This is a genomic window from Pseudescherichia sp. (genome assembly GCF_031987975.1).
In the GTDB taxonomy this organism is placed as follows: Bacteria; Pseudomonadota; Gammaproteobacteria; order Enterobacterales; family Enterobacteriaceae; genus Pseudescherichia.
In genome coordinates this window covers 1-22,188 of sequence record NZ_DALZYX010000019.1, presented here as the reverse complement: position 1 = coordinate 22,188, position 22,188 = coordinate 1, and the positions used below count along the sequence as shown (strand labels likewise).

The following is a 22,188-nucleotide window of genomic DNA, read 5'->3' as shown; positions in this document are numbered from 1 at the left end:
GATGAATGAATGAAGAAGAAAACATCGCTTAGCGAGGCGGATCAGTCGCTGTTCCGCCAGTTGATGACCGGCACGCGCCAGATCAAGCAGGATACGATTGTGCACCGTCCCCTGCGCAAGAAGGTCAGCGAAGTACCGGTAAAACGACTGCTTCAGGAGCAGGCCGACGCCAGCCACTACTTTTCTGATGAATTTCAGCCGCGGCTCAACACCGACGGGCCGGTCAAGTATGTCCGCCCGGACGTGAGCCACTTTGAAGTAAAGAAGATGCGCCGGGGAGATTACTCGCCGGAGCTGTTTCTTGATTTGCATGGTTTAACCCAGCAGCAGGCCAAGCAAGAGCTGGGGGCGCTGATCGCCGCCTGCCGTCGGGAGCATGTCTTCTGCGCCTGCGTGATGCACGGCCATGGAAAGCACGTTCTGAAGCAGCAGACGCCGCTGTGGCTGGCGCAGCATCCACACGTTATGGCTTTCCACCAGGCACCGAAAGAGTACGGCGGCGATGCGGCGCTGCTGGTGCTGATTGAAGTAGAAGAGTGGCAGCCGCCAGAGCTGCCGTAATGGCGGGCCTTAGCAGAAATGACAAGAGCCGCATAAGCGGCTCTTTAGCGATGACCTGGCGGCGTTAAATTGCCTTGGCCATTTTCAGGTTGCAGGGGCTGACCTGCCAGTTAAAGGTTCCTTTACCTTCGCCGTCCAGCGTCACGCTGGCAATCGCAGAGGTCAGGAACATCGGCGGCGCCTCTTCCGGGCATAGCTCGGAAACCAGGTAGCCCACCAGCGGCAGGTGAGAGATCACCAGCACCGAGGAGACGCCTTTGCTGGCCAGCGCCTGGAGATAGTCGCCGACCAGAGCCACGTCGCCGCCGGGCGTTAACTCAGGCAGTACATCTACGCTGTCCGGCAGGTTCATGCACTCCCCTACCTTCTCCAGCGTCTGTTCAGCGCGCAGAAACGGACTCACCAGCACGCGCTCAACGTTTACTTTTTGCCCTTTTAACCAGGTTGCCATTTGACGAGACTCATCACAGCCACACAGGGTTAAAGGACGTACCGAGTCACTGGCTGCTTCGAGAGCAGCGTCGCCGTGACGCATGATAAAAACTTGCATATTGCACCGCTTTTGTTAACCAGAAGCACCGGTATCGCCCGAACAGAACAGCGTAAACACGTCGGGAGATAGCAGTGGCCGGGCATTGTGCCTTATCCATTCGTCGAATGAAACGCTGTGTTTTACCTCAACGGCGTAATGCTAGTCAATCTCTGTTTAGAAATTGAGCAACACAGACTCATTCAACGCCAGATTTACCCTTACCAGACCTTAACTTACCCGATCGGCGTCCTCTTGCGACCAGAACGTGAAGCCGTGCTGCGCCATGTGTAACAAAACTTCACAGGGCACAAACCGCTCTCCATACTGGGCGGCTAAACGCTGCAGGGTGGCAACCATGTTATCCGCCCCAAGGCGATCCATGTAGCGGAACGGCCCGCCTAAAAATGGCGGAAAACCGATACCAAACACTGCGCCGATATCGCCATCGCGCACGCTTCTGATGACCTTCTCATCGATACAGCGTGCAGCTTCATTAAGCATCATCATCACGCAGCGTTCAGCCACCTGGGCTTCGTTTAAACGCCCGCTGTCTGCTGCACCCACCAGCGAATAGATCGCCGGATCCACCTGTTTCTTGCTTGTACGCCCTTTTGACTCATAAAGATAGAAACCGCGGCCATTTTTTCTGCCTTTGCGATCGTCGTTCAAAATTGCTGTTACGACGTTTGCCGGCGGTGAAAAACGTTCTCCGTAAGCCGCTTCGAGCACAGGTATAATTTTAGTGCCGGTATCGATTCCCACCTCATCCAAAAGTTGGATCGGGCCGACCGGAAAACCAAATTTTACCAGCGCGTTATCGATATGTTCTACGCGCTCGCCCTCGGTCAGCATGCGCATCGCTTCGTTAATATAGGGGGCAAGGATACGGTTAACATAGAACCCGGCTCTGTCCGCCACGACGATAGGCGTTTTCCCCTGTTTTTTCGCCAGCTTTACCGTGGTGGCGATGGTTTGCTCATCCGTGCCAGCGTGGGGAATAATCTCGACCAGCGGCATCTTCTCTACCGGGCTAAAGAAGTGCAGGCCAATGACCTTCTCCGGCCGCGCCGCACGGGCGGCGATGTCGCTAATTGGCAGTGAGGAGGTGTTGGACGCGAAAATAGTATGCGGCGCGCAGTGCGCTTCAATCTCAGACACCATCTGCTGCTTCAGGCTCAGATCTTCAAATACCGCCTCAATGACCACGTCCCGTCCGGAGAAGCCACGATAGTCCGTAGTGCCTGAAATCATCGCCATTTGACTATCGCGTTCACTGGATTTGATATGGCGGCGGCGGACCTTTTTATCAAGCTCCTGCCAGCTGTATTTCAGCGCATGGTTAATGCCCGTCGGGTTGATATCCTTGATGCGTACCGGCAGCCCGGCTTTGCTGGCAGTAACGTACGCGATACCGCCCCCCATCAGGCCGCCGCCGAGCACCCCCACCGACCGCAACGGGCCGGGATCAACACTGCTGCCCGGATCCTTTTTGATCTCAGTGGTGGCAAAAAAGATCTGCCGCAGCGCCCGGGACTGGGGCGTCATGGCCAGCTCGCCAAAGGCGCGAGCCTCGGCGGTATAGCCGCTGCCTTTGCCCTGCGCCAACCCAATATGCACAACCTCCAGAATACGCGACGCCGCCGGATAGTTACCGTGGGTCTTCTGCTGGGTCTTTTTGCCTACAAAATGGAACAGCATCGCCCGCCCAAGGGGACCTGCGAGAATGCGCTCCTTCACCGGCAGTTGACGACTGGCTGGACGGCCTTTCAGCGCCAGAGCTACCGCCGCCTCCAGCAAAATTGAGTGCGGCACCACGTCATCCACCAGCCCGACCTTCCGCGCCTGCCGCGCCCGTAGTTGCTTGCCGGTGAGGATCATCTCCAGCGCCGTGCTGACCCCAATTAACCGCGGCAGACGCTGAGTTCCCCCAGAGCCAGGGAGCAGCCCTAGCTGGACCTCCGGCAAACCTAATACCGTTTTCGCATCGTCGGTGCAGACGCGCCCGTGGCAGGCCAGGGCCAGCTCCAGACCGCCGCCGAGGCAGGGTCCGTGAATGGCGGCAATTGCCGGAATGGTGAGCGCATGAATATCCGACATCAGCTTACGCCCCTCGTAGGCCAGCGCTTCCGCCTGCTGGGCAGAGGTGCAGCTATCGATCATGTTGATATCGGCCCCGGCAATAAAGTTGTCCGGCTTGCCAGAGATAAACACCACGCCCTGCAGCTCTCTGTTGTCACGGATCGCTTTAATGATGGCGCGAACCTGGCTGCCAAACTCGGCCTTAAGGGTGTTCATCTTCTCGCCGGGTACGTCAATAGTGACGACAGCAATGTTGTCCGGCCGCACGTTCAGGGTAAATGCGGAGGGGGTTACCATTTCAGTTTCCATTTCCATTATTCGGCCTCCAGAACCATGGCCGCGCCCAGCCCGCCGGCGGCGCAGGCGGTTACCAGCCCGAAGCCGCCCCCGCGACGACGCAGCTCGTGCAGCGTCTGGGTAATCATCCGCGCGCCGGTGGCGGCGAACGGGTGACCATAGGCGATCGAGCCGCCCAGCACGTTGAAGCGGCTCTCATCCACTTCACCAGTGGCACGATCGCGCCCCAGCACCTCGCGGGCGAAGCGGTCGCTGGCCATCAGCTTCAGGTTCGCCAGCGTCTGGGCGGCAAAGGCTTCGTGCATATCAAACAGAGTGAGATCGTTCAGCGTCAGCCCGGCGCGCTCCAGCGCCAGCGGCGTTGACCACGCCGGACCGAGCAGCATGTCTTGCTTTACGTCAATAGCGGTAAAGGCATAGCTGCGCAGGTAGCCGAGCGGTGTTAGTCCCAGCTCACGAGCACGGGATTCGGTCATCAGGATCACCGCCGCCGCGCCGTCGGTGAGCGGCGTACTGTTGGCAGCAGTTACCGTGCCGTGCTGGCGATCGAAGGCCGGACGCAGCTTCGCGTAGTCGGAGAGCGACGCGTTAGCGCGCACCGTATTGTCCTGGGTAAAAGGCTCGCGGTAGGGTGGTGCATAGGCGGTCATCACCTCATCCGCCAACCGATTGTCTGCCCATGCCTGGGCCGCGCGCTGATGGGAGCGGTGGGCGAAGACATCCTGCTCTTCCCGGCTGATATGATAGGTTTTCGCCATCTGCTCGGCGGTATCCCCCATGCGCAGCCCGGTGGAGTACTCGGCAACCGCAGGGGGCACCGGGAGCAGATCGCGTAGGCGCAGGCGGGAGAGCAGCTTGAGCTTTTGCCCACCGGAGCGGGCCTTATTGAGATCGACCAGAGTACGCGCCAGGGTTTTACTGACGCCAATGGGCAGGACGGATGAGGAGTCGGCTCCCCCGGCTATTCCGGCGCGGATAGTGCCCGCGAGCAGGCTCTCGGCAACGTTTGCTACCGCCTGAAAGCTGGTAGCGCAGGCGCGGCTCACGCTGTAGGCATCGGTATGTACGTTCATCCCGGTCCCCAGCACAATTTCGCGGGCGATGTTTGGCGCTTCCGGCATCTGGACGACCTGACCAAAAACCACCTGTTCAATAACATCGGGTGGTATTTCGCTGCGCGCCAGCATCTCGCTCACTGCCATTTTCCCCAGCTCGATGGCGTTTATGCCATGAAACGCGGTGGCCTGGCGGGCAAACGGGGTGCGTAACCCGCTGACAATGGCTATACGATCGCCCTGACGGGTGACAAGCGGTAATGCCTGACTCATAACACTCCCCTGTTGACATAATGCGCAAAGTGGTCTGACCTGATATCAGTCTTAACCATTTTTTTACATTTAGCCAAGCGGAAGGGCAAAAAAATGCGAGCTAAAACACAGAGAAAAGTGCAGATAACGCCCCCGGTACCGGGAGCGTCAAAGGAAGATTAACGCAGGCCCAGCTGGAAGATCAGGGTTTCGGCTTCGCAGGCAAAAACAAAGTCGATATCGAGTTGTACACCGCCCTCAACCTCAATGAAGGTTGGTTTGATGTCGCACGGCTCTGATTCAACGCCGCGCGCCTTTTCCGTCAGCGCCGCAAGAGTCTCTTCAGCCTGAGCACGATCGGTAAATACACGGCTGTAGGAGGCCGTGCAATCGCTGTTGTCCATGATGGTGCCAACGTCCATACAGCAGCAAACGGGGGTTTCATCAGCACTGCATTTACTCATCTTGAATTCCTCTCTCATTCGCACGTAGCGTGCCCGATAAATAGTGAGGATATTTTACGCGCTGACGGTTGCGGTCTCCAGCGGTTAGCGCGCCAAAAGTGGATAAGTGACCGATATCACACTTAAAAATGATCTGGCGCAATAATCACCCTTTCCCCTCATTGATGGCCGTCGCGTTTTTGCCAGCCAGATCGCGTTTCCGTGATCACATTTGAAAATACTTATCAACATACTTGCAACATTCATGCTGGTCAGACCTATACTCTCGCCACTGGTCTGATTTGTCTGTCGTAACTCAGACCCTACACTCCGCGCTCCTGTTACGGCATGTAACATTTATTGTATAAAAATAAATTATGAGGTTATGGTCATGAGCCAGAAAACCCTGTTTACCAAGTCTGCACTCGCAGTTGCAGTGGCAATTGTCTCCACACAAGCCTGGTCAGCAGGCTTCCAACTTAATGAGTTCTCTTCCTCTGGTCTTGGCCGTGCCTACTCAGGTGAAGGCGCTATCGCTGATGACGCAGGCAACGTCAGCCGTAACCCGGCGCTGATTACGATGTTTGACCGCCCTACTTTCTCCGGCGGTGCCATTTTTGTTGACCCGGACGTGGATGTCTCCGGTGTCTCGCCGTCACGCCGTAGCCTGGACGCGGATAACATCGCCCCGACGGCATGGGTGCCTAACCTGCACTTCGTTGCGCCGATTAACGACCAGTTTGGCTGGGGCGCGTCCGTAACCTCTAACTACGGTCTGGCGACTGACTTTAACGACACCTACGCCGCAGGATCGATGGGCGGTACCACCGAGCTGGAGACCATCAACCTTAACCTCAGCGGCGCGTATCGCCTGAATAACCACTGGAGCTTCGGCGTTGGCTTTGATGCGGTATACGCTAAAGCGAAGCTGGAGCGCTACGCCGGTGACCTCGGCCAGCTGACCGCAGCACAGCTGAGCCAGACCCCGGGCTTTGCTTCTAACCCACAGCTTCGCAATATTGCGGGCTACGCCAACAGCCTGACCAGCGATACCCAAATTGCTTACCTGAAGGGTGACGAGTGGGGCTTTGGCTGGAACGCCGGCATTCTCTACGAGCTGGATAAAGACAATCGCTACGGCCTGACCTACCGCTCAGAGATCAAAATCGACTTTGACGGCGACTACCGCAGCAGCCTGAACCCGGCGCTGAATAGCTTCCTGACTTCGCGCGGCCTGCCCTACGGCACCGGCGGCGGCACCATCGACGGTTCTCTTGATTTGAACCTGCCGGAGATGTGGGAAATTTCAGGGTACAACCGCGTTGCGCCGAAGTGGGCGGTACACTACAGCCTGGCCTACACCAGCTGGAGCCAGTTCCAGGAGCTGAAGGCGAAGAGCAGCGATGGCGGCACTCTGTTCTATAAAGATGAGGGCTTCCGCGATTCCTACCGCCTGGCGCTGGGTACCACCTACTATATGGACGATAACTGGACCTTCCGCAGCGGTATCGCCTACGATGACAGCCCGATCCCGGCTGACAAGCGCTCCATCTCTATTCCTGACCAGGATCGCCTCTGGCTGAGCGCGGGTACCACCTACGCCTTCAATCAGGATGCCTCCGTGGACGTCGGCGTCTCCTATATGCACGGCCAGAAAGTGAAGTTCACCGAAGGCCCGTATAATTTCGAGTCTGAAGGCAAGGCCTGGCTCTACGGCGCGAACTTCAACTATGCGTTTTAAAAACCAGGCTTTCTAAGTCCGCAACGCGCATAAAAAAGGTGAACTTCGGTTCACCTTTTTTTATTCCTTGCGCCGGGTTACTCGGCGTCGATGTCCTGCAGATCGCCCTGGATCGCCTGCGCGTTTGGATTCTCCTCCGGCTTCAGCTGTCCACCGTTAGCAATAAAGTCATGCTGCTGGAAGTAAGCCTCGCGTACCAGAATATAGGGGTCAGAGGACTGACGCAGCAGCCCGTCGGAGTCCAGCAGCTGCGCTCGTGACTCAACGCCCTCGACAGCCCACTTGCCAACCGACAGCGGCCATGTCAGCCAGGAGAGCACCGGATAGAGCGTATCTGCCGCATCGCCACCGTCTTCACGCAGCGTGAAGCTTCCGTAGAACGGCAGCTGCACATAGGGACCGTAGCCGACGCCATAATGGCCCAGCGTGCTGCCGAAACGGCGCGGCACGGTGCGCTGCAGATCTTTGTTCGCCATACCGGCAACGTCGATAAAGCCGCCCATACCCAGAATAGTGTTCAGGAAGAATCGGGTGAAGTGCTTCATCCCCTGATAGGGATCGCCCTGCAGAAAGGAGTTCACCATTATTGCAGGCTCTTCGAGGTTGCTGGTGAAATTGCTCAGGCCGTTGCGCGCGGGCTGCGGCACGTAATCGCGCCAGGCGACCGCCACCGGACGCAGAACATAGGGATCCACCACGTTAAAGTTAAAGTTGTACATTGTGCGGTTGAACCCTTCCAGCGGATCCGAGCGTCCCTGTGGCTCCCCGGAGTCGGAGCTGGCACAGCCGACCAGTAGCGTTGTGCCCAGCGCGAGCGCCGTCAGGCGAAGTTTCATAGATATCTCCCTGTAAAAATTGGCGATGACTGCATGTCACCCGTGACGGCACATACGCACAGCGCCCCGGCGATTGCCGTAGAATACGCAAGCGATTGTATCAGCACGATTTAAGATGTCCATGCGCGAGGAATAGCGCATCGGTATGATTTCATCATAGCCTGGCTTTGGCGTTATCTTCTTCGTTTCTCTACCCATTTTAAACTCGCCTGTAAATAACGCCGTTGCGATGGGTGCGCTTCCCGGCAAAATTAGCGGATACCGCTACGCTTATAACAGTGAAGTGAGTAATGGAAAGGTGACCCATCGTGGATGAATTAAAAGAAGAGAAGATCAACAAGGACTCAGATGAGCTTTCGGAGGATATTGAAGTAGAGAGCGAGGAGAACGAGCGCGGTGAAGAGATAGAGGTGGATGAAGAGCAGCTCCCCTCCCGGGCGATGGCGATCCATGAGCATATTCGCCAGGACGGTGAGAAAGAGATGGAGCGTGACGCCATGGCGTTGCTCTGGTCGGCTATCGCTGCCGGGCTGTCGATGGGGGCGTCGCTGCTGGTGAAGGGGATCTTTCACGATAAGCTGGAGGGGATTCCCGGCAGCTATGTGCTGGAGAGCTTCGGTTACACCTTCGGCTTTATTATTGTCATTATGGCCCGCCAGCAGCTGTTTACGGAGAATACCGTGACCGCCGTACTGCCGGTGATGCAAAACCCGACCAGGAAAAATGGCGGCCTGCTGCTGCGTCTGTGGAGCGTGGTGCTGCTGGGCAACCTGATCGGCACGGCGATTGCCGCTTGGGCATTTGAGTATATGCCGATCTTTGATGAAGCCACGCGGAATGCCTTTGTGGAAATTGGCATGGAGGTGATGAAAAACACCCCTGCCGAGATGTTTGCCAATGCGATCATCTCCGGCTGGCTGGTAGCCACGATGGTCTGGATGTTCCCGGCGGCCGGTTCAGCGAAGATTGTGGTCATTATCCTGATGACCTGGGTGATTGCCCTGGCGGACACCACTCATATCGTGGTGGGCGCGGTAGAGATCTTCTATCTGGTCTTTAACGGCAACATCCCCTGGACCGACTTCCTCTGGCCTTTCGCCATTCCAACCCTGGCGGGCAACATCTGCGGCGGGACCTTTATCTTCGCCCTGCTTAGCCATGCGCAGATCCGCAACGATATGAGCAACAAGCGCAAGGCCGAGGCGGCAGCCGAAGCGAAAGAGGCCCGAAAAAAGATGAATAAGGCTTAAAATGGTGACACTTTAAGCAGTTGGGTGGCACCGAGCTTAACGCAACGGTCAAATAGCGTTATACTCGTGCCGCCTCGTCCCCTTAGTTAAATGGATATAACGAGCCCCTCCTAAGGGCTAGTTGCAGGTTCGATTCCTGCAGGGGACACTTCGCTTCTCTTCTGATAGAGTGATCACTCTATATCGCAGCACACATGCCCGCCACATTGAGAACTTATTTATGCCTGTCATACTAAGATTCAAAGGGTATCGCTTTTTTTTCTATTCGAATGAGGGCGATCCTCGTGAACCTGCACATATTCACGTTAGGGGTTCTGATGGTGAAGCTAAGTTCTGGTTGATATCCGATGTGCTCCTGGCACGCAATGACGGCTTTAATGCTCGTGAGCTGAAAGAGTTAGTGGGTGTGGTCGAAGAAAACCGCAAAATGTTGATGGAGGCCTGGAATGACTATTTCGGCTAAAAATATACGCTTCGATGAGTACAACATGTGGGTCGAACTAAGCGATGCCCGCACGCTGGGCGTACCCCTGGCATGGTTCCCGAAACTCATGCATGCCAGCCCCGATGAGCGCAATGACTTCGAGCTAAGTCGCCGTGGTATACACTGGGATAGCCTCGATGAGGATATCTCCGTTGAAGGATTGCTGGCTGGCCGTGGCGATGTGACGTTCAAACCACACAGCGCTGCATAGGAACCCATCACGCGGTAACGCTTGCCTTCCCTTTACCGCTGTTCTGCTTACTCTCCCCACTGCCTGCAATACATCAAAAAAACCCATAAAAAAAGCCCCCGGCGCATCGCGGCGGGGGCTGACATAAGAGCTTAACGCTTACAGCGCCATGTCGTGCTGGGCAGGCGCGGCTTCAGCCGGTTTTGCCTGCGGCATAGGCTGCGCCGCGTCCTTCATCTGAATAACCGGCGGTTTGGTCAGATTCAGCGTAGAGGCGGTTTCATCCCACACCTGCTGGGTGAGCGCCACGTTACCGTTCAGCTTCTGGCCGTAGGTCGGCACGATGGTGTGCAGTTTTTCCTGCCACTGCGGAGACGTAAACTGCGCCGGGAAGAGCTGCTTGATCACGTTGATAGAGATAGGCGCCGCGGTGGATGCACCAGGCGATGCGCCGAGCAGTGCCGCCAGGGTTTTCTGCTGATCGGTAACGATTTCGGTACCGAGTTTCAGCACGCCACCTTTCTCTGCGTCCTTTTTGATGATCTGCACGCGCTGACCCGCCTGGATCAGTTTCCAGTCCTCTTTACGCGCCGACGGATAGTACTCTTTCAGCGCCTCGAAGCGGTCATCTTCGCTCAGCATCACCTGACCAATCAGGTATTTCACCAGGTCGAAGTTATCCAGACCGACATCGGTCATCGGGATCACGTTCTTCGTGGTCGTGGTGCTCAGCAGGTCAAAGAACGAACCCTGTTTCAGGAACTTGGTCGAGAAGGTCGCGAATGGCCCAAACAACACCACGCGTTTGCCATCAAGGTAACGGGCATCCAGGTGCGGAACCGACATCGGCGGTGCGCCCACGGAAGCCTGACCGTAGACTTTCTCGGTGTGCTGACGGGTAATTTCTGGGTTCTCGGTCACCAGGAACGAGCCGCCTACCGGGAAGCCTGCATAGTTATCCGCTTCCGGAATACCGGTTTTTTGCAGCAGCTTCAGCGCGCCGCCGCCAGCACCGATAAAGACATACTTCGCGTCAACTGCACGCTCTTTACCGCTCTTCACGTCGGTAATGGTTACGTGCCAGGAGTTGTCACCGTTACGTTCAAAATCAGTCACTTCGGAGCCAGTTTCCAGCGTGAAGTTGCTGGTCTTTTTCAGGCTGCCGACCAGCTGACGGGTAATCTCGCCATAGTTAACGTCGGTACCAACCGGGGTCCAGGTGGCAGCAACGCGCTGCTGCGGATCGCGGCCTTCAATGATTAGCGGCGCCCATTTTTTGATCTGCTGCTGGTCGGTAGAGAATTGCATCCCCTGGAACAGGGTCGTCTGCTGCAATGCCGCGTAGCGCTTGGTCAGATAGTCAACATTGTCGCCCCAGACAAAGCTCATGTGCGGGGTGGAGTTGATGAAGGAGTGCGGGTCGTTCAGCACGCCCCGCTTCACCTGAGATGACCAGAACTGGCGCGAGATCATGAACGCTTCGTTGATCTCAAGCGCTTTGGTCACGTCAATCGAACCGTCTGCACGCTCAGGCGTGTAGTTCAGTTCCATGTTGGCGGAGTGCCCCGTACCGGCATTGTTCCAGCCGTTAGAGGATTCCAGCGCAACGCCGTCCAGTTTCTCAACCATGACCTGTTTCCAGTCAGGCTGAAGTTCCTGTAACAACGTACCCAGGGAGGCGCTCATGATACCGCCACCAATCAACAGTACGTCTGTTTTCTCGGCACTGTCTTCAGCGTGAACATTGGAGGCAACCAGCATCGCGATAAGCGAGAAAGCGGGAATTACTTTTTTGAAATGTGACATCTGTTATTGCAATCAATTTAATTTGAAAAAATAGGCGATTATTTTAACGAATTAATTAACAATTTAAAGCATTTTAAACAAATTATTAACAGCCACACAGAGTGTGCGGAAAAAACTGCCTTTACCGCGGCCTTTTACCTTTCCTGATTCTTACTCGGGGAAGTATGCGCGCGGTAATCTGGCCCAGCCTCAACTGTTGGGGTTATAATCTCGCCACGATTTTATTAAATTTAGCGACGAACATGACAAAGTTAACCCTACAAGAGCAGATGCTCAAAGCCGGCTTAGTGACCAGCAAAAAAATGGCGAAAGTGCAGCGAACAGCCAAGAAGTCTCGAGTTCAGGCTCGCGAAGCTCGGGAGGCGGTAGAAGAGAACAAAAAAGCCCAGCTTGAGCGCGATAAGCAGCTCAGCGAGCAGCAGAAGCAAGCGGCCTTAGCCAAAGAGTATAAAGCTCAGGTTAAACAGCTCATCGAGATGAACAGGATTGTGATTTCAAAAGGTGATATTGGTTATAACTTCACCGATGGCAATCTGATTAAAAAAATCTACGTGGATAAAACGACACAGGCTCAGCTTATCAATGGCCGTCTCGCCATTGCGCGTCTGGTGACGGATAGCAGCGCTGAGAGCGAGTATGCCATTATCCCAGCCAGCGTAGCTGATAAGATTGCTCAGCGTGATGCGAGTAGCATTGTGTTACGTAGCGAGCTTAGCGAGCAGGCGAAGGATGAAGACGATCCGTATGCCGACTTTGTCGTGCCTGACGATTTGATGTGGTAAGCAAAAGCAGGCCGGATACGCGCAGCGCTATCCGGCTTTTTACAGGAACTACTTAACCGGACGCATCGCCGGGAACAGGATCACATCGCGGATGGTGTGGCTGTTGGTGAACAGCATTACCATACGGTCGATACCAATCCCCAGGCCCGCTGTTGGCGGCAGCCCGTGCTCCAGTGCGGTCACGTAGTCTTCGTCGAAGAACATCGCTTCGTCGTCACCGGCGGCTTTCGCATCCACCTGGTCCTGGAAACGCTGGGCCTGGTCTTCCGCGTCGTTCAGCTCGCTGAAGCCGTTGCCGATCTCACGTCCGCCGATGAAGAACTCAAAGCGATCGGTGATCTCCGGGTTCTCGTCGTTGCGGCGCGCCAGCGGGGAGACTTCTGCCGGGTACTCGGTGATGAAGGTCGGCTGGATCAGATGCGCCTCTGCCACTTCATCAAAGATTTCGGTGACAATACGCCCCAGTCCCCAGCTCTTTTCAACCTGAATACCAATTGACTCGGCCAGCGCTTTCGCTGCGTCGAAGTTATCCAGGTCGGCCATGTTGGTCTCCGGACGGTACTTCCCGATCGCCTCGCGCATGGTCAGCTTCTCAAACGGCTTGCCGAAGTCGAAGGTCTCTTCGCCATACGGAACCTGAGTGGTGCCCAGAATGTCCTGCGCCAGGGTGCGGAACAGGGACTCGGTCAGCTCGATCAGATCTTTATAATCCGCGTACGCCATGTAAAGTTCCATCATGGTGAACTCTGGGTTATGGCGCACGGAGATGCCTTCGTTACGGAAGTTACGGTTGATCTCGAACACACGGTCAAAACCACCGACCACCAGACGCTTCAGATACAGCTCCGGCGCGATACGCAGGTACATATCCATATCCAGAGCGTTGTGGTAGGTGATGAACGGACGTGCAGACGCGCCGCCCGGGATCGCCTGCATCATCGGGGTTTCCACTTCCATAAAGTCGCGGCCCACCATGAACTGACGAATACCGGCCATGATCTGGGAACGAATTTTGAAAGTCTTGCGGGACTCATCGTTGGAGATGAGATCCAGGTAACGCTGACGGTAGCGCGCTTCCTGATCCTGCAGGCCGTGGAACTTGTCCGGCAGCGGGCGCAGGGCTTTGGTCAGCAGGCGCAGCTCGGTGCAGTGGATGGAGAGTTCACCGGTCTTGGTCTTGAACAGCTTACCCTTCGCGCCGAGGATATCCCCGAGGTCCCACTTCTTGAACTGCTCGTTGTAGATCCCTTCCGGCAGGTCGTCACGGGAGACGTAGAGCTGAATGCGGCCGCCAACGTCCTGCAGAGTGACGAAGGACGCCTTGCCCATGATACGGCGGGTCATCATCCGGCCGGCCACGCTCACTTCGACGTTCAGCGCTTCCAGCTCGTCGTTCTCTTTCGCGCCAAACTCGGCGTGCAGCGCATCAGAGGTGCGATCGCGGCGGAAATCGTTCGGGAACGCAACGCCCTGCTGGCGCAGCTGCGCCAGCTTCTCGCGGCGGGTGTTTAATTCACTGTTAAGATCGGATGCCTCGTCGGCATTGGGCACCAGTTGTTCGGACATGTTGTCTCCTTATAGCGTTAATCACGACTGGGTTGCTGTATGCAGGGGGCCGGAGACATGAGTGTTAACCTCGCAGCGGCAAGCAGCGCCACAATCAGCGCCACGCAGCCGAAGGTCCACAGTCCCATCTGCGAAAAAAAGTGTTGGTAAACGGCGAGCGCAGCGGTACTGGTCTGCGGCTCGGTGGTTTGCTGGGCCACTACGCCTGCCAACCAGTTAGCAACCGCACCGGTTGCCAGCATATAGATGCCGGTCAGTACGCCAGCGATGCCGGGCATGTTAAAACGAGTAATCTGTGCCATTGCCACTGGGTCGATAAACAGCTCGGCAAAGCCCATCAGTGCCAGGCCGATAATCATCAGGCTCATCGAGGCATGGCCGCTTTGTTGGCCGCCCTGAGCATTCAGCGCCAGCAGCATAAAACCGCCTGCCATCAGCAAAAGGCCAAACGCAAATTTCAGCCACATGCGCAGTGGGGAGTGGACACTGCCCCGGGGGCTTGCCAGCCACGCCAGTACGACGCCTGCTGCCATTACCGCAACGGCATTTACCGACTGGAACAGCGCCGTCGGGATCTCTGCATGCAAAATATGACGATTAACAAAGCGATCGATAAACAGGCTGATAGAGCTACCGCCCTGCTGCGCCAGCACCCAGAACAGCGTGCCGGTTATCATCAGCAGGACGATCTGCCACAGGGCGCGACGGTGCTCTGGAAATTTCACCATAATCCTCGACACAATCCGGACGGCGATGGCGCAGACGATAGCCAGCAGATAGCCAGCCCAGTTATTTTTCAGCAGTAGTGAGAAGAAGAACGGAGCGACGCACAGGAGCAGTATCATCCAGGCCCAGGCAGGTAGCATAAAGCTCGCCGCGCAGAGGGCCGGTTTGTTCACGCTGCGAACGTGGCGAAAGTGGCGGTGCCCGCTTAAAAAGATGACCAGACCGATAAACATGCCGATGCCCGCCAGCGCGAAACCTGCATGCCAGCCATACCCGTGCGCTACTAGCCCACAGGCTATCGGCGCGGCTATCGAGCCGACGTTTCCAGCAGCGTAAAGCAGCGCAAACCCGCCGTCCCGGCGTGTATCCTCTGGGGTATACATTTCACCCAGTAGGCAGCTTACGTTAGATTTAAACAGGCCATAGCCGCAGATAATGATGGCCAGCGCGAGATAGAGGCTTTTTGTAGAATCAGCCCCCAGGCCCAGCACGACGTGCCCAAGGGTCATCAACAGTGCGCCAGCAACAACCGCAGCGCGATTACCAAGCAGGCGGTCGGCAAGCCAGCCGCCGAGAATAGGGGTAACATAAACTAACGAAGCGTAGGCGCTGAACAGGCTGATAGCATGCCTGTCATTAAAGCCGAGCTGATGAGTAAGATAGAGGATGAGTAAGGCACGCATGCCGTAAAAGCTGAAGTACTCCCAGATTTGGATCGCAACGATGTAGTAGATCGCGCGCGGCTGTGAGGGTGTTTTCATAGGGTCTCCCTGGGCTGTGATATCTGCCGGGTGGCGCTACGCTTACCCGGCCTACGATCCCGCAGGCCAGGTAGGCAGCTTTACTGTTTATTTGTCGTTTTTAAGCACCTTAACGGTGTAGCGACCATCCTTCTGGCGATAGGCACCATGAATATCGGTTTCAAAGCCCGGATAGTGCGCGCCGATTTCACACAGCATCTGCAGGAACTCCAGCACCGGGCGGCTCTCTTCACTGATCATCTCTCCCGGCATCACCAGCGGAACGCCCGGCGGGTACGGTAGGATCATGTTGGCATTGATACGGCCAACCATCTCTTCGAGGTAGACCTCTTCGGTCTGGCCGTGCAGCTCTTTCTGGAACGCCGCAAACGGGGTCATAACCATGGACGGCAGCACTTCAAATGCACGGAACATCAGATCCGGCAGGTTGTGCTTCTCAACCAGCTTGTGAATATTCTGCGCCAACTCCTGAACGCGCATATTTTCATAGAACTCAGGATCCTCGTGATACAGCGACGGCAGCATATTTTTCACCCGCAGGTTCAGATCGAAGCCGCGTTTAAAATCGGTCAGGGCGCGTAGCAGGCTCAGCGCTTTGGTCTTATCGATACCGATGCTGAACAGGAACAGCAGGTTATAAGGACCGGTTTTTTCCACCACGATGCCGCGTTCATCCAGGTACTTCGCCACGATGCTGGCCGGGATCCCGAACTCATCCATCGCGCCGTCTTTCGTCATCCCCGGCGTCAGAATGGTGACCTTGATTGGGTCGAGGTACATGTGCTCGTTATCGATGTTTTTGAAACCGTGCCAGGCGCTATCTGAGCGCAGCGGCCAACATTCTGGCTGGTCAATATGTTCCGGCTGCCAGACATCGAAGAACCAACCCTCAGACTCCCCTTTCAGGCGTTTGATCTCTTTACGGAACTTGATGGCACGCTGGATAGAGCCGTCAATCAGGCGCTTCCCGGCATTGCCTTTCATCATCGCTGCTGCGGTTTCTGTAGAGGCCACAATGCCGTAGTGCGGTGAGGTGGTTGTGTGCATCATGAAGGCTTCGTTGAAGGTCTCTTCATTAACGTCACCCTTCACGTGGATCATCGATGCCTGAGAGAAGGCGGCCAGCAGCTTGTGCGTGGACTGGGTTTCATAGATCACCTTCCCTTCCACACGGCCACCACTCATCCCGCACTTACCGGCATAGATAGGTGAGAAATTGGTGTAGGGAACCCAGGCAGAGTCAAAGTGAATCGACTTCACGTCGAGGGTTTTCTTAATGTAGTCCGTGTTGTAGAGCAGACCATCGTAGGTGGAGTTGGTAATTACCGCGTGTACCGGCCAGGTTGCATTGCGGGTCTCTTTGACGCGCTTAGCGATAGTGGCATGCTGGAACTCGCTCTGTGGGATACCCCCGAGAATACCGTAGGCATTGCGGGTAGGACGGAAATAGATGGGCGTAATGTCGCTCATCATCATCAAATGAGTCAGCGATTTGTGGCAGTTACGGTCAATCAGCACGGTACTGCCCGCTGGTGCAGAGTACATACCAACAATTTTATTCGCGGTGGAGGTGCCGTTGGTCACCATATAGCTACGTTCGGCATTAAATACGCGAGCGATATACTCTTCCGCTTCTTTATGTGGGCCGCTGTGGTCCAGCAGAGAACCCAACTCGGAGACTGAAATCGAAACGTCGGATTTCATGGTGTTCGGACCGAAAAAGTCATAAAAGAGGCTGCCGACCGGGCTTTTCTGGAAAGCCGTTCCGCCCATATGGCCTGGGGTGCAGAAGGTATATTTGCCTTCACGCACATATTTGAACAGCGCTTTGGTTAACGGTGGCAGGATAGCGTCGATGTACTCATCGGTGTTCTGCTTAATTTTGTGGGCGATGTCTTCAGCGGCACCCAGCGCATACTCAAAGAAGCGTACCTGCATGCGCAAATCGTTGAGGCTGACATCGAGGGTGGAGTAAGTATTGGCGAACGCGTACAGCGGCATATACTCGTTCATCTTACTGATCTCTTCGCACAGCTCGAGATTGTACTTATCCCAGTCGAAAATGACGCCGCACAGGCGAGCATTGTTTTCAATAAGCTTCAGCAGATCGTCACGATCGTTGGGGTAAACAACGCGGAAGTCGAGGCGTTCAAGGGCACGATGCAGTTCACGGATGGGCTCTTCTTTAAAGTAAACGCCCATATGATTCATGATAGCAATTACGTTCATAATCAAATCTCCGGGTAGAGCAAGCCCCTCCCGCCATAGGTGACAGGTGAAGGAAGGGCTGCGGGAAAGGGTTAAGGGTTACAGCGCGCTGGCGGTTTCTCTTTTGGCAGCGTCGTTGCCAAGCTGGCGCTGGTGCATTTTGCGACCGTAGAACATCAGGATGATCAAGCTAACGATGAAGGTGCCTGCCAGTTCAAAGGAGCTGGCTCCCATCAGAGCGATAAAGCAGAATCCACAGCCCAGCACGGAGCAGATCAGGCTGATAAGGTTGCGGGTATTGATGCCCTCGAAGCGGATCAGATCCACACAGGAGTAGAAGTAAGGCAGCATGGTCAGCAGTACCGCGATACCGGTTAGCTCTCCGAACAGGTCGGATGCTTTGCCCCCGGCAGAGTTCATCATGGTGATCAGCACCATCAGAACGGTCATTTTCAGTGCGGCCAGCAGCAGGCCCTTTTTCGGAATGCCATTGCTGTCTACTTCGCCATACACTTTCGGGAAGTTGTTATCATTTGCGGCGCGCACACCGGCCTGGCCGACAAGCATCATCCAGGATCCCAGCGAGGTCAGGCAGGCAAAGGCGGTAAATCCGGAAACGATTGGTGCAGCCCAGCCGCCAAGGATGGTGGAAGCGCTGACGGCGAACGGCGCACCGGATGAGGCCATCTGCGCTGCAGGGTACATACCGGCAATAACCTGAGTCGCGGCGATATAAACGATCCCGGCCAGCGCCGTACCCAGCATGGTCGCCAGCGGCACGGTACGTTTCGGGTTCTTCACCATACCGGTACTGACGGCGGCGGATTCAACGCCCACGAAGGCCCACAGGCAGAGCAGGATACTCTTGATTACCGCGTGGCTATCCGTGGTGGTAGAGGTGTTCCAGTTTGCCTGGTAGGTCGCCATATCAAACCAATGCCAGCCGACGACCGCCGTCATGACCACCGGAACCAGAACCAGCACCAGGCCGATAGTGGTCAGGCGGCTCACCCAGGTTCCGCCGAGCATATTGACGAAAGTAAAAAGCCAGACGATGGCAATACAGGCGATGCCGGCAGGAACAGGATTATTTAATACCGGGAAAAATGTTGAAAGATAAGAAACGGCGGTGATCCCAATGGCCAGGTTACCAATCCAGTTTGCGTGATAATAGAGAACGCCGGTCTGAAAACCAAAGGCGGGAGAGATTTCCCCTGCATAAGCGATAGGCCCACCCTGCTGCGGGTTTTTGGTTGCCAGTCGCGCATAGACATAGGCCAGTGACATGGCCCCAATAATAGAGATGACCCAGCCCCAGATAGAGATAGCACCAATGCTGGCGAGGTTCGCGGGCAATAATGCAATACCGCTCCCCATCATATTTCCGGCAACAACACCGGTACAGGCAAACAGCCCGATCTTTTTGGCAGTACTCATGTTTCGTAGTCTCCTGAGAGTTATTTGGAGGTGCGGATCATGAGTTAAAACGTGTTATTGACCCGACCAACTGCCAGCGAGATTACGCATCTGGAGTAACAAAGTCCTAAAGATAAAGTGAAATAAAAACAAACTGCAAAAAAGTGAGACCCTGACCTTTTTGGGTTACATCTCAGGATAACCTCTAAAGGTCAGGAAAAGATAAACATACCTAAATTACAAATAGTTACCCAGAAAATAACGTATTAAAAAAACTTTCCTGCGTAATGCACATGTACATTCAAATAACAAAACAAACCATTATTTAAACATTAATTTAACTTGCGAGGTGCTATTTATTTTTCTGCCAGGAAATTATCAAGGTAGGGCACCACCCGAGTCACCGAGGTTTGAAATACGCTGTTTTCGATCCAGTAGAGCGTATTGTCACCCGGACGTAAATTGAATGCGGTAATATAGGCATCTGCCGCCAGACGGTTCTGGCCTTTCATTTCATAGACCTTGCCTAGCAGCACATAGCTCATCCACGTCATCTCCAGGTCGATAGATTTGTTGATGTTTTTATACGCCTCATCAACTTTGCCTTTACTCAGCATATCGACGGTTTCAATTTGATAAAATATGGCCATCTCTTTCATGCCCGGGGTATTGCCCAGGCGCGTTATCTCATTATTAAGCGCCGCGAGCTGTTTCTCATTCAACGGCTGCTGGGAGTGGCGTAACACATCGACCAGTGCTTTTTCCGCCCTCGCATAGATAAATTCAGGAGAATGCTGCAATACTTCCTCTAAACGTTCACTGGCTTTATCGAGTGAGTCAACATCACCATTCATTAATAGCTGATGGGCCTGGTAGAAGGCCACGAGTGACGTACTCTGTGCTGGCTGGTACTGGGTGAGCATAGTCTGCAAACGTTCCGGCCACGGCTGGGTCAGCGCGTCCGACAGGCTGCTCATAAGATCCTTTTGAATCGAGAGTTGGTTATCACTGGTGACGAAGTAGCGTTTATCAAGCATGGTTGAACCATCTGCGTTATCCACCAGCTTAATCGACATAAAGCACTGCTGAGCGCGGTAGTGCCGCTGATTAACAAACTCAATGGTTAGCGTTTTACCTGAGCTACTTGGCTCATTGATGTTGTAGTTTGTTTTGTCGTGCACCATAAAGGTTGAAAAGGTGTTTAGCGTAGTCGTGATCAGGCTGCCAAGCCCTACCGCGTAGGCGTGCTGCACGCTACGGTTGGTACAGCCGCTGCCATCAACTAAATGAATGTCAATATCGCGCGGATTCAGCAGCAGGCGCGTTTTTGTTACCGGTGGATGCGCATCAAGCGTCGCCAGCGCAACCATTGCCACACATGAGCCTAGCGCCAGCAGGAATAGTCCCCAGACAGTAATCGCGTTAAGCCGACTGCGTAGTGTTGCAGCCGCCGGAGGTGGCTCAGCCGTTGCTTCTGGTAACGCATCTGCCGCAGTGGGCGGCACAGCACTGTTTATCTCTTCCTCTTCCCCGCCGCTCCAGGCCACCGGTACCGTGAGCTTATAGCCCCGTTTAGGTACTGTAACGATATATTCTGGCGCGTTAGGATCGCTATCCTTTAACGACTTACGCAGCTCGGAAATACTCTGGGTAACGACGTGGCCAGTCACTACGCTACGCGTCCAGACATTATCAATGAGTTCATCCCGGGTCAGAACCTGCCCCGGATGACGAGCAAAAAAAACCAGAAGATCGATTAAACGCGGCTCAAGGGTAAGCTGACGTCCTTGCCGGCTGATTTGGTTAACAGAGGGTGTAACCAGCCATTCACCTACATACACAACGGGCTGTTGCATATAAAAAATGCCCCAAAGCGAAAAGAGAAATGAGGGGCGGGATTATATCATGATTTAATTCACTCTAAACGGTAGCGATTTCCAGTAGAAATGAGTTGTGCGGCGCTGCTCGCGATATTTTATATCAGATTGTTCTCCCTTGGCTAAAATTGCCGTCTCATTTCGTGTTATTAAAAAGTGCTCCATACCGCCTGGCGCGACGGTATGGAGAGCGTGTTACGCTTACTCTTTCGCTGTCTGTGCCTCCTTTGGCGCAGAGACAGTATCGCTAAGCAGAACTCGATAGATGAGTCCGCCGATCAGGCCACCGATAAGCGGCATTACCCAGAATACCCACAGCTGTTGCAGCGCCCAGGTGCCCTGGAAAATCGCGACGGCAGTACTGCGTGCAGGATTAACAGAGGTGTTGGTTACTGGAATACTGATGAGGTGAATAAGCGTCAGCGCCAGGCCAATCGTCAGCGGCGCAAATCCTACAGAGGCGTATCTGTCCGTTGCGCCGAGAATGACCAACAGAAAAAATGCCGTCAGGACAATTTCAGCTATCGCACAGGCGGCAAAGGAGAAGCCGCCCGGCGAGTGTTCGCCAAAACCGTTGGAGGCAAAGCCACCCAGCGTCGCGTCAAAGCCGGTTTTACCGCTGGCAATAAGATAGAGCACCGCCGCCCCGACGATCCCGCCAATGACCTGCGCGATAATGTAGGGGATGACATGGCGAGCAGGGGTACGACCAGCAATCCACAGCCCCAGCGTCACCGCCGGGTTAAAGTGGGCACCGGAGATATGGCCAACCGCGTAGGCCATCGTCAGCACGGTCAGGCCAAACGCTAGCGCCACCCCGGCAAACCCTATTCCCAGCTCCGGGAACGCCGCCGCCAGCACCGCGCTGCCGCAGCCCCCCAAAACCAGCCAGAACGTGCCAAAAAATTCAGCCGATAACATTCTAAACATAAAAACCACCTTTAATGAGTATTAAATAACATCCTGCAAGCACAGGCGTGAATAGCGACACCTTTAATAACGAACCGTGTAGGTGGACAGGCCAATATTGAAGCAAAGAGATGAACTACCAATAAATCAAAAATAACGATCCTATACGGAAGTATAATTTCCGCGGAAGCGTATTCCCCTCATGCAAACTTATCAATCTGAAAAAACCCAAAAACCCTTAACCAATCAACGCCAATTGCTCCCAGGGCGCGCCGGGACTCGTTTTCTTTTTTTTGAAAAAAAATATTTATCTCAAACAAAATTAATAACCTATGTAATTCATTGATCACATAAATTTAAAATTATTATTTATTCATTATTATATATAAGTAACGGAACGCACTATTGCTTTCATTC

At 54.7% G+C, this 22,188-nt stretch carries 18 protein-coding genes and 1 tRNA gene; 7 read left to right on the top strand and 12 right to left on the bottom strand.

What is annotated here, in order from left to right; translation table 11 throughout:
• The first annotated feature begins 9 nt into the window (after positions 1-9).
• The gene (gene smrB, locus RTN40_RS20435) at positions 10-561 is read left to right on the top strand and encodes an endonuclease SmrB (RefSeq protein WP_312229965.1); all 552 of its coding nucleotides are present in this window, start codon (positions 10-12) and stop codon (positions 559-561) included.
• 64 nt (positions 562-625) lie between these two features.
• Here the strand turns inward: smrB and sixA are convergent, their stop codons facing one another.
• The 4 genes from sixA to RTN40_RS20415 form a co-directional block, all read right to left on the bottom strand.
• The gene (sixA, locus tag RTN40_RS20430; RefSeq protein ID WP_312212320.1) at positions 626-1,111 is read right to left on the bottom strand and encodes a phosphohistidine phosphatase SixA; all 486 of its coding nucleotides are present in this window, start codon (positions 1,109-1,111) and stop codon (positions 626-628) included.
• A gap of 210 nt (positions 1,112-1,321) precedes the next feature.
• Complete coding sequence (fadJ, locus tag RTN40_RS20425) at positions 1,322-3,469, bottom strand: fatty acid oxidation complex subunit alpha FadJ (RefSeq protein WP_312229974.1); 2,148 nt, start codon at positions 3,467-3,469, stop codon at positions 1,322-1,324.
• 17 nt (positions 3,470-3,486) lie between these two features.
• Positions 3,487-4,797, bottom strand: a complete 1,311-nt coding sequence (gene fadI, locus RTN40_RS20420) for an acetyl-CoA C-acyltransferase FadI (RefSeq protein ID WP_312229964.1) — start codon at positions 4,795-4,797, stop codon at positions 3,487-3,489.
• A 158-nt stretch (positions 4,798-4,955) separates the two neighbouring features.
• On the bottom strand, positions 4,956-5,240 hold the full coding sequence (locus tag RTN40_RS20415) for a YfcZ/YiiS family protein (RefSeq protein ID WP_312229963.1): 285 nt from the start codon (positions 5,238-5,240) through the stop codon (positions 4,956-4,958).
• A gap of 364 nt (positions 5,241-5,604) precedes the next feature.
• On the opposite strand from RTN40_RS20415, the gene fadL reads away from it, so the two are divergent.
• Positions 5,605-6,960, top strand: coding sequence for a long-chain fatty acid transporter FadL (gene fadL / locus RTN40_RS20410; protein WP_409418545.1), 1,356 nt, complete (start codon positions 5,605-5,607; stop codon positions 6,958-6,960).
• 77 nt (positions 6,961-7,037) lie between these two features.
• Here the strand turns inward: fadL and mlaA are convergent, their stop codons facing one another.
• Positions 7,038-7,796, bottom strand: coding sequence for a phospholipid-binding lipoprotein MlaA (mlaA, locus tag RTN40_RS20405; protein ID WP_312229961.1), 759 nt, complete (start codon positions 7,794-7,796; stop codon positions 7,038-7,040).
• Positions 7,797-8,104: 308 nt separating this feature from the next.
• Between mlaA and RTN40_RS20400 the strand changes: the two genes are divergently transcribed.
• The 4 genes from RTN40_RS20400 to RTN40_RS20385 all read left to right on the top strand — a co-directional run bounded on the left by RTN40_RS20400 (position 8,105) and on the right by RTN40_RS20385 (position 9,741).
• Positions 8,105-9,046, top strand: coding sequence for a formate/nitrite transporter family protein (locus RTN40_RS20400; protein WP_312229960.1), 942 nt, complete (start codon positions 8,105-8,107; stop codon positions 9,044-9,046).
• A 76-nt stretch (positions 9,047-9,122) separates the two neighbouring features.
• Positions 9,123-9,194, top strand: a tRNA-Arg gene (locus RTN40_RS20395).
• A 72-nt stretch (positions 9,195-9,266) separates the two neighbouring features.
• The gene (locus RTN40_RS20390; RefSeq protein WP_312229959.1) at positions 9,267-9,509 is read left to right on the top strand and encodes a DUF4160 domain-containing protein; all 243 of its coding nucleotides are present in this window, start codon (positions 9,267-9,269) and stop codon (positions 9,507-9,509) included.
• Positions 9,493-9,741 (top strand): DUF2442 domain-containing protein, encoded by a 249-nt coding sequence (locus RTN40_RS20385; RefSeq protein ID WP_312229958.1) that lies wholly within the window; start codon positions 9,493-9,495, stop codon positions 9,739-9,741. The genes RTN40_RS20390 and RTN40_RS20385 overlap by 17 nt, the downstream gene beginning before the upstream one ends.
• A 138-nt stretch (positions 9,742-9,879) precedes the next feature.
• Here RTN40_RS20385 and mqo read toward each other — a convergent pair whose 3' ends face one another.
• Positions 9,880-11,526, bottom strand: coding sequence for a malate dehydrogenase (quinone) (mqo, locus tag RTN40_RS20380; RefSeq protein ID WP_312229957.1), 1,647 nt, complete (start codon positions 11,524-11,526; stop codon positions 9,880-9,882).
• Between the two features lie 242 nt (positions 11,527-11,768).
• Here mqo and RTN40_RS20375 point away from each other — a divergent pair, with 242 nt between their 5' ends.
• The gene (locus RTN40_RS20375; protein ID WP_312229973.1) at positions 11,769-12,308 is read left to right on the top strand and encodes a DUF2058 domain-containing protein; all 540 of its coding nucleotides are present in this window, start codon (positions 11,769-11,771) and stop codon (positions 12,306-12,308) included.
• 48 nt (positions 12,309-12,356) lie between these two features.
• On the opposite strand, the gene lysS is transcribed toward RTN40_RS20375, so the two are convergent.
• From lysS to aqpZ, 6 genes are all read right to left on the bottom strand, one after another.
• Positions 12,357-13,874, bottom strand: coding sequence for a lysine--tRNA ligase (gene lysS, locus RTN40_RS20370; protein WP_312229956.1), 1,518 nt, complete (start codon positions 13,872-13,874; stop codon positions 12,357-12,359).
• A 17-nt stretch (positions 13,875-13,891) separates the two neighbouring features.
• Positions 13,892-15,361 carry an oligopeptide:H+ symporter gene (locus tag RTN40_RS20365; protein ID WP_312229955.1) on the bottom strand — a complete coding sequence of 490 codons (1,470 nt, stop codon included), beginning with the start codon at positions 15,359-15,361 and terminating at the stop codon, positions 13,892-13,894.
• An 87-nt stretch (positions 15,362-15,448) separates the two neighbouring features.
• Entirely contained in the window at positions 15,449-17,590 is a 2,142-nt protein-coding gene (gene cadA, locus RTN40_RS20360) for a lysine decarboxylase CadA (protein WP_312229954.1), read from the bottom strand.
• A 78-nt stretch (positions 17,591-17,668) separates the two neighbouring features.
• Positions 17,669-19,006 carry a cadaverine/lysine antiporter gene (gene cadB, locus RTN40_RS20355; RefSeq protein WP_312229953.1) on the bottom strand — a complete coding sequence of 446 codons (1,338 nt, stop codon included), beginning with the start codon at positions 19,004-19,006 and terminating at the stop codon, positions 17,669-17,671.
• 335 nt (positions 19,007-19,341) lie between these two features.
• A complete protein-coding gene (gene cadC / locus RTN40_RS20350) occupies positions 19,342-20,841 on the bottom strand; it encodes a lysine decarboxylation/transport transcriptional activator CadC (protein ID WP_312229952.1) in 1,500 nt (499 codons plus the stop codon).
• Positions 20,842-21,063: 222 nt separating this feature from the next.
• Positions 21,064-21,792, bottom strand: coding sequence for an aquaporin Z (gene aqpZ / locus RTN40_RS20345; protein ID WP_312229951.1), 729 nt, complete (start codon positions 21,790-21,792; stop codon positions 21,064-21,066).
• Positions 21,793-22,188 lie beyond the last annotated feature (396 nt).

Coding starts and splice junctions, on each gene's coding strand:
- RTN40_RS20390 (WP_312229959.1), top strand. CDS start 9,267: ATGCCTGTCATACTAAGATTCAAAGGGTATCGCTTTTTTTTCTATTCG.
- lysS (WP_312229956.1), bottom strand. CDS start 13,874: ATGTCCGAACAACTGGTGCCCAATGCCGACGAGGCATCCGATCTTAAC.
- RTN40_RS20375 (WP_312229973.1), top strand. CDS start 11,769: ATGACAAAGTTAACCCTACAAGAGCAGATGCTCAAAGCCGGCTTAGTG.
- cadA (WP_312229954.1), bottom strand. CDS start 17,590: ATGAACGTAATTGCTATCATGAATCATATGGGCGTTTACTTTAAAGAA.
- mqo (WP_312229957.1), bottom strand. CDS start 11,526: ATGTCACATTTCAAAAAAGTAATTCCCGCTTTCTCGCTTATCGCGATG.
- mlaA (WP_312229961.1), bottom strand. CDS start 7,796: ATGAAACTTCGCCTGACGGCGCTCGCGCTGGGCACAACGCTACTGGTC.
- smrB (WP_312229965.1), top strand. CDS start 10: ATGAAGAAGAAAACATCGCTTAGCGAGGCGGATCAGTCGCTGTTCCGC.
- fadL (WP_409418545.1), top strand. CDS start 5,605: ATGGTCATGAGCCAGAAAACCCTGTTTACCAAGTCTGCACTCGCAGTT.
- sixA (WP_312212320.1), bottom strand. CDS start 1,111: ATGCAAGTTTTTATCATGCGTCACGGCGACGCTGCTCTCGAAGCAGCC.
- fadI (WP_312229964.1), bottom strand. CDS start 4,797: ATGAGTCAGGCATTACCGCTTGTCACCCGTCAGGGCGATCGTATAGCC.
- RTN40_RS20365 (WP_312229955.1), bottom strand. CDS start 15,361: ATGAAAACACCCTCACAGCCGCGCGCGATCTACTACATCGTTGCGATC.
- cadC (WP_312229952.1), bottom strand. CDS start 20,841: ATGCAACAGCCCGTTGTGTATGTAGGTGAATGGCTGGTTACACCCTCT.
- aqpZ (WP_312229951.1), bottom strand. CDS start 21,792: ATGTTTAGAATGTTATCGGCTGAATTTTTTGGCACGTTCTGGCTGGTT.
- RTN40_RS20385 (WP_312229958.1), top strand. CDS start 9,493: ATGACTATTTCGGCTAAAAATATACGCTTCGATGAGTACAACATGTGG.
- fadJ (WP_312229974.1), bottom strand. CDS start 3,469: ATGGTAACCCCCTCCGCATTTACCCTGAACGTGCGGCCGGACAACATT.
- RTN40_RS20415 (WP_312229963.1), bottom strand. CDS start 5,240: ATGAGTAAATGCAGTGCTGATGAAACCCCCGTTTGCTGCTGTATGGAC.
- cadB (WP_312229953.1), bottom strand. CDS start 19,006: ATGAGTACTGCCAAAAAGATCGGGCTGTTTGCCTGTACCGGTGTTGTT.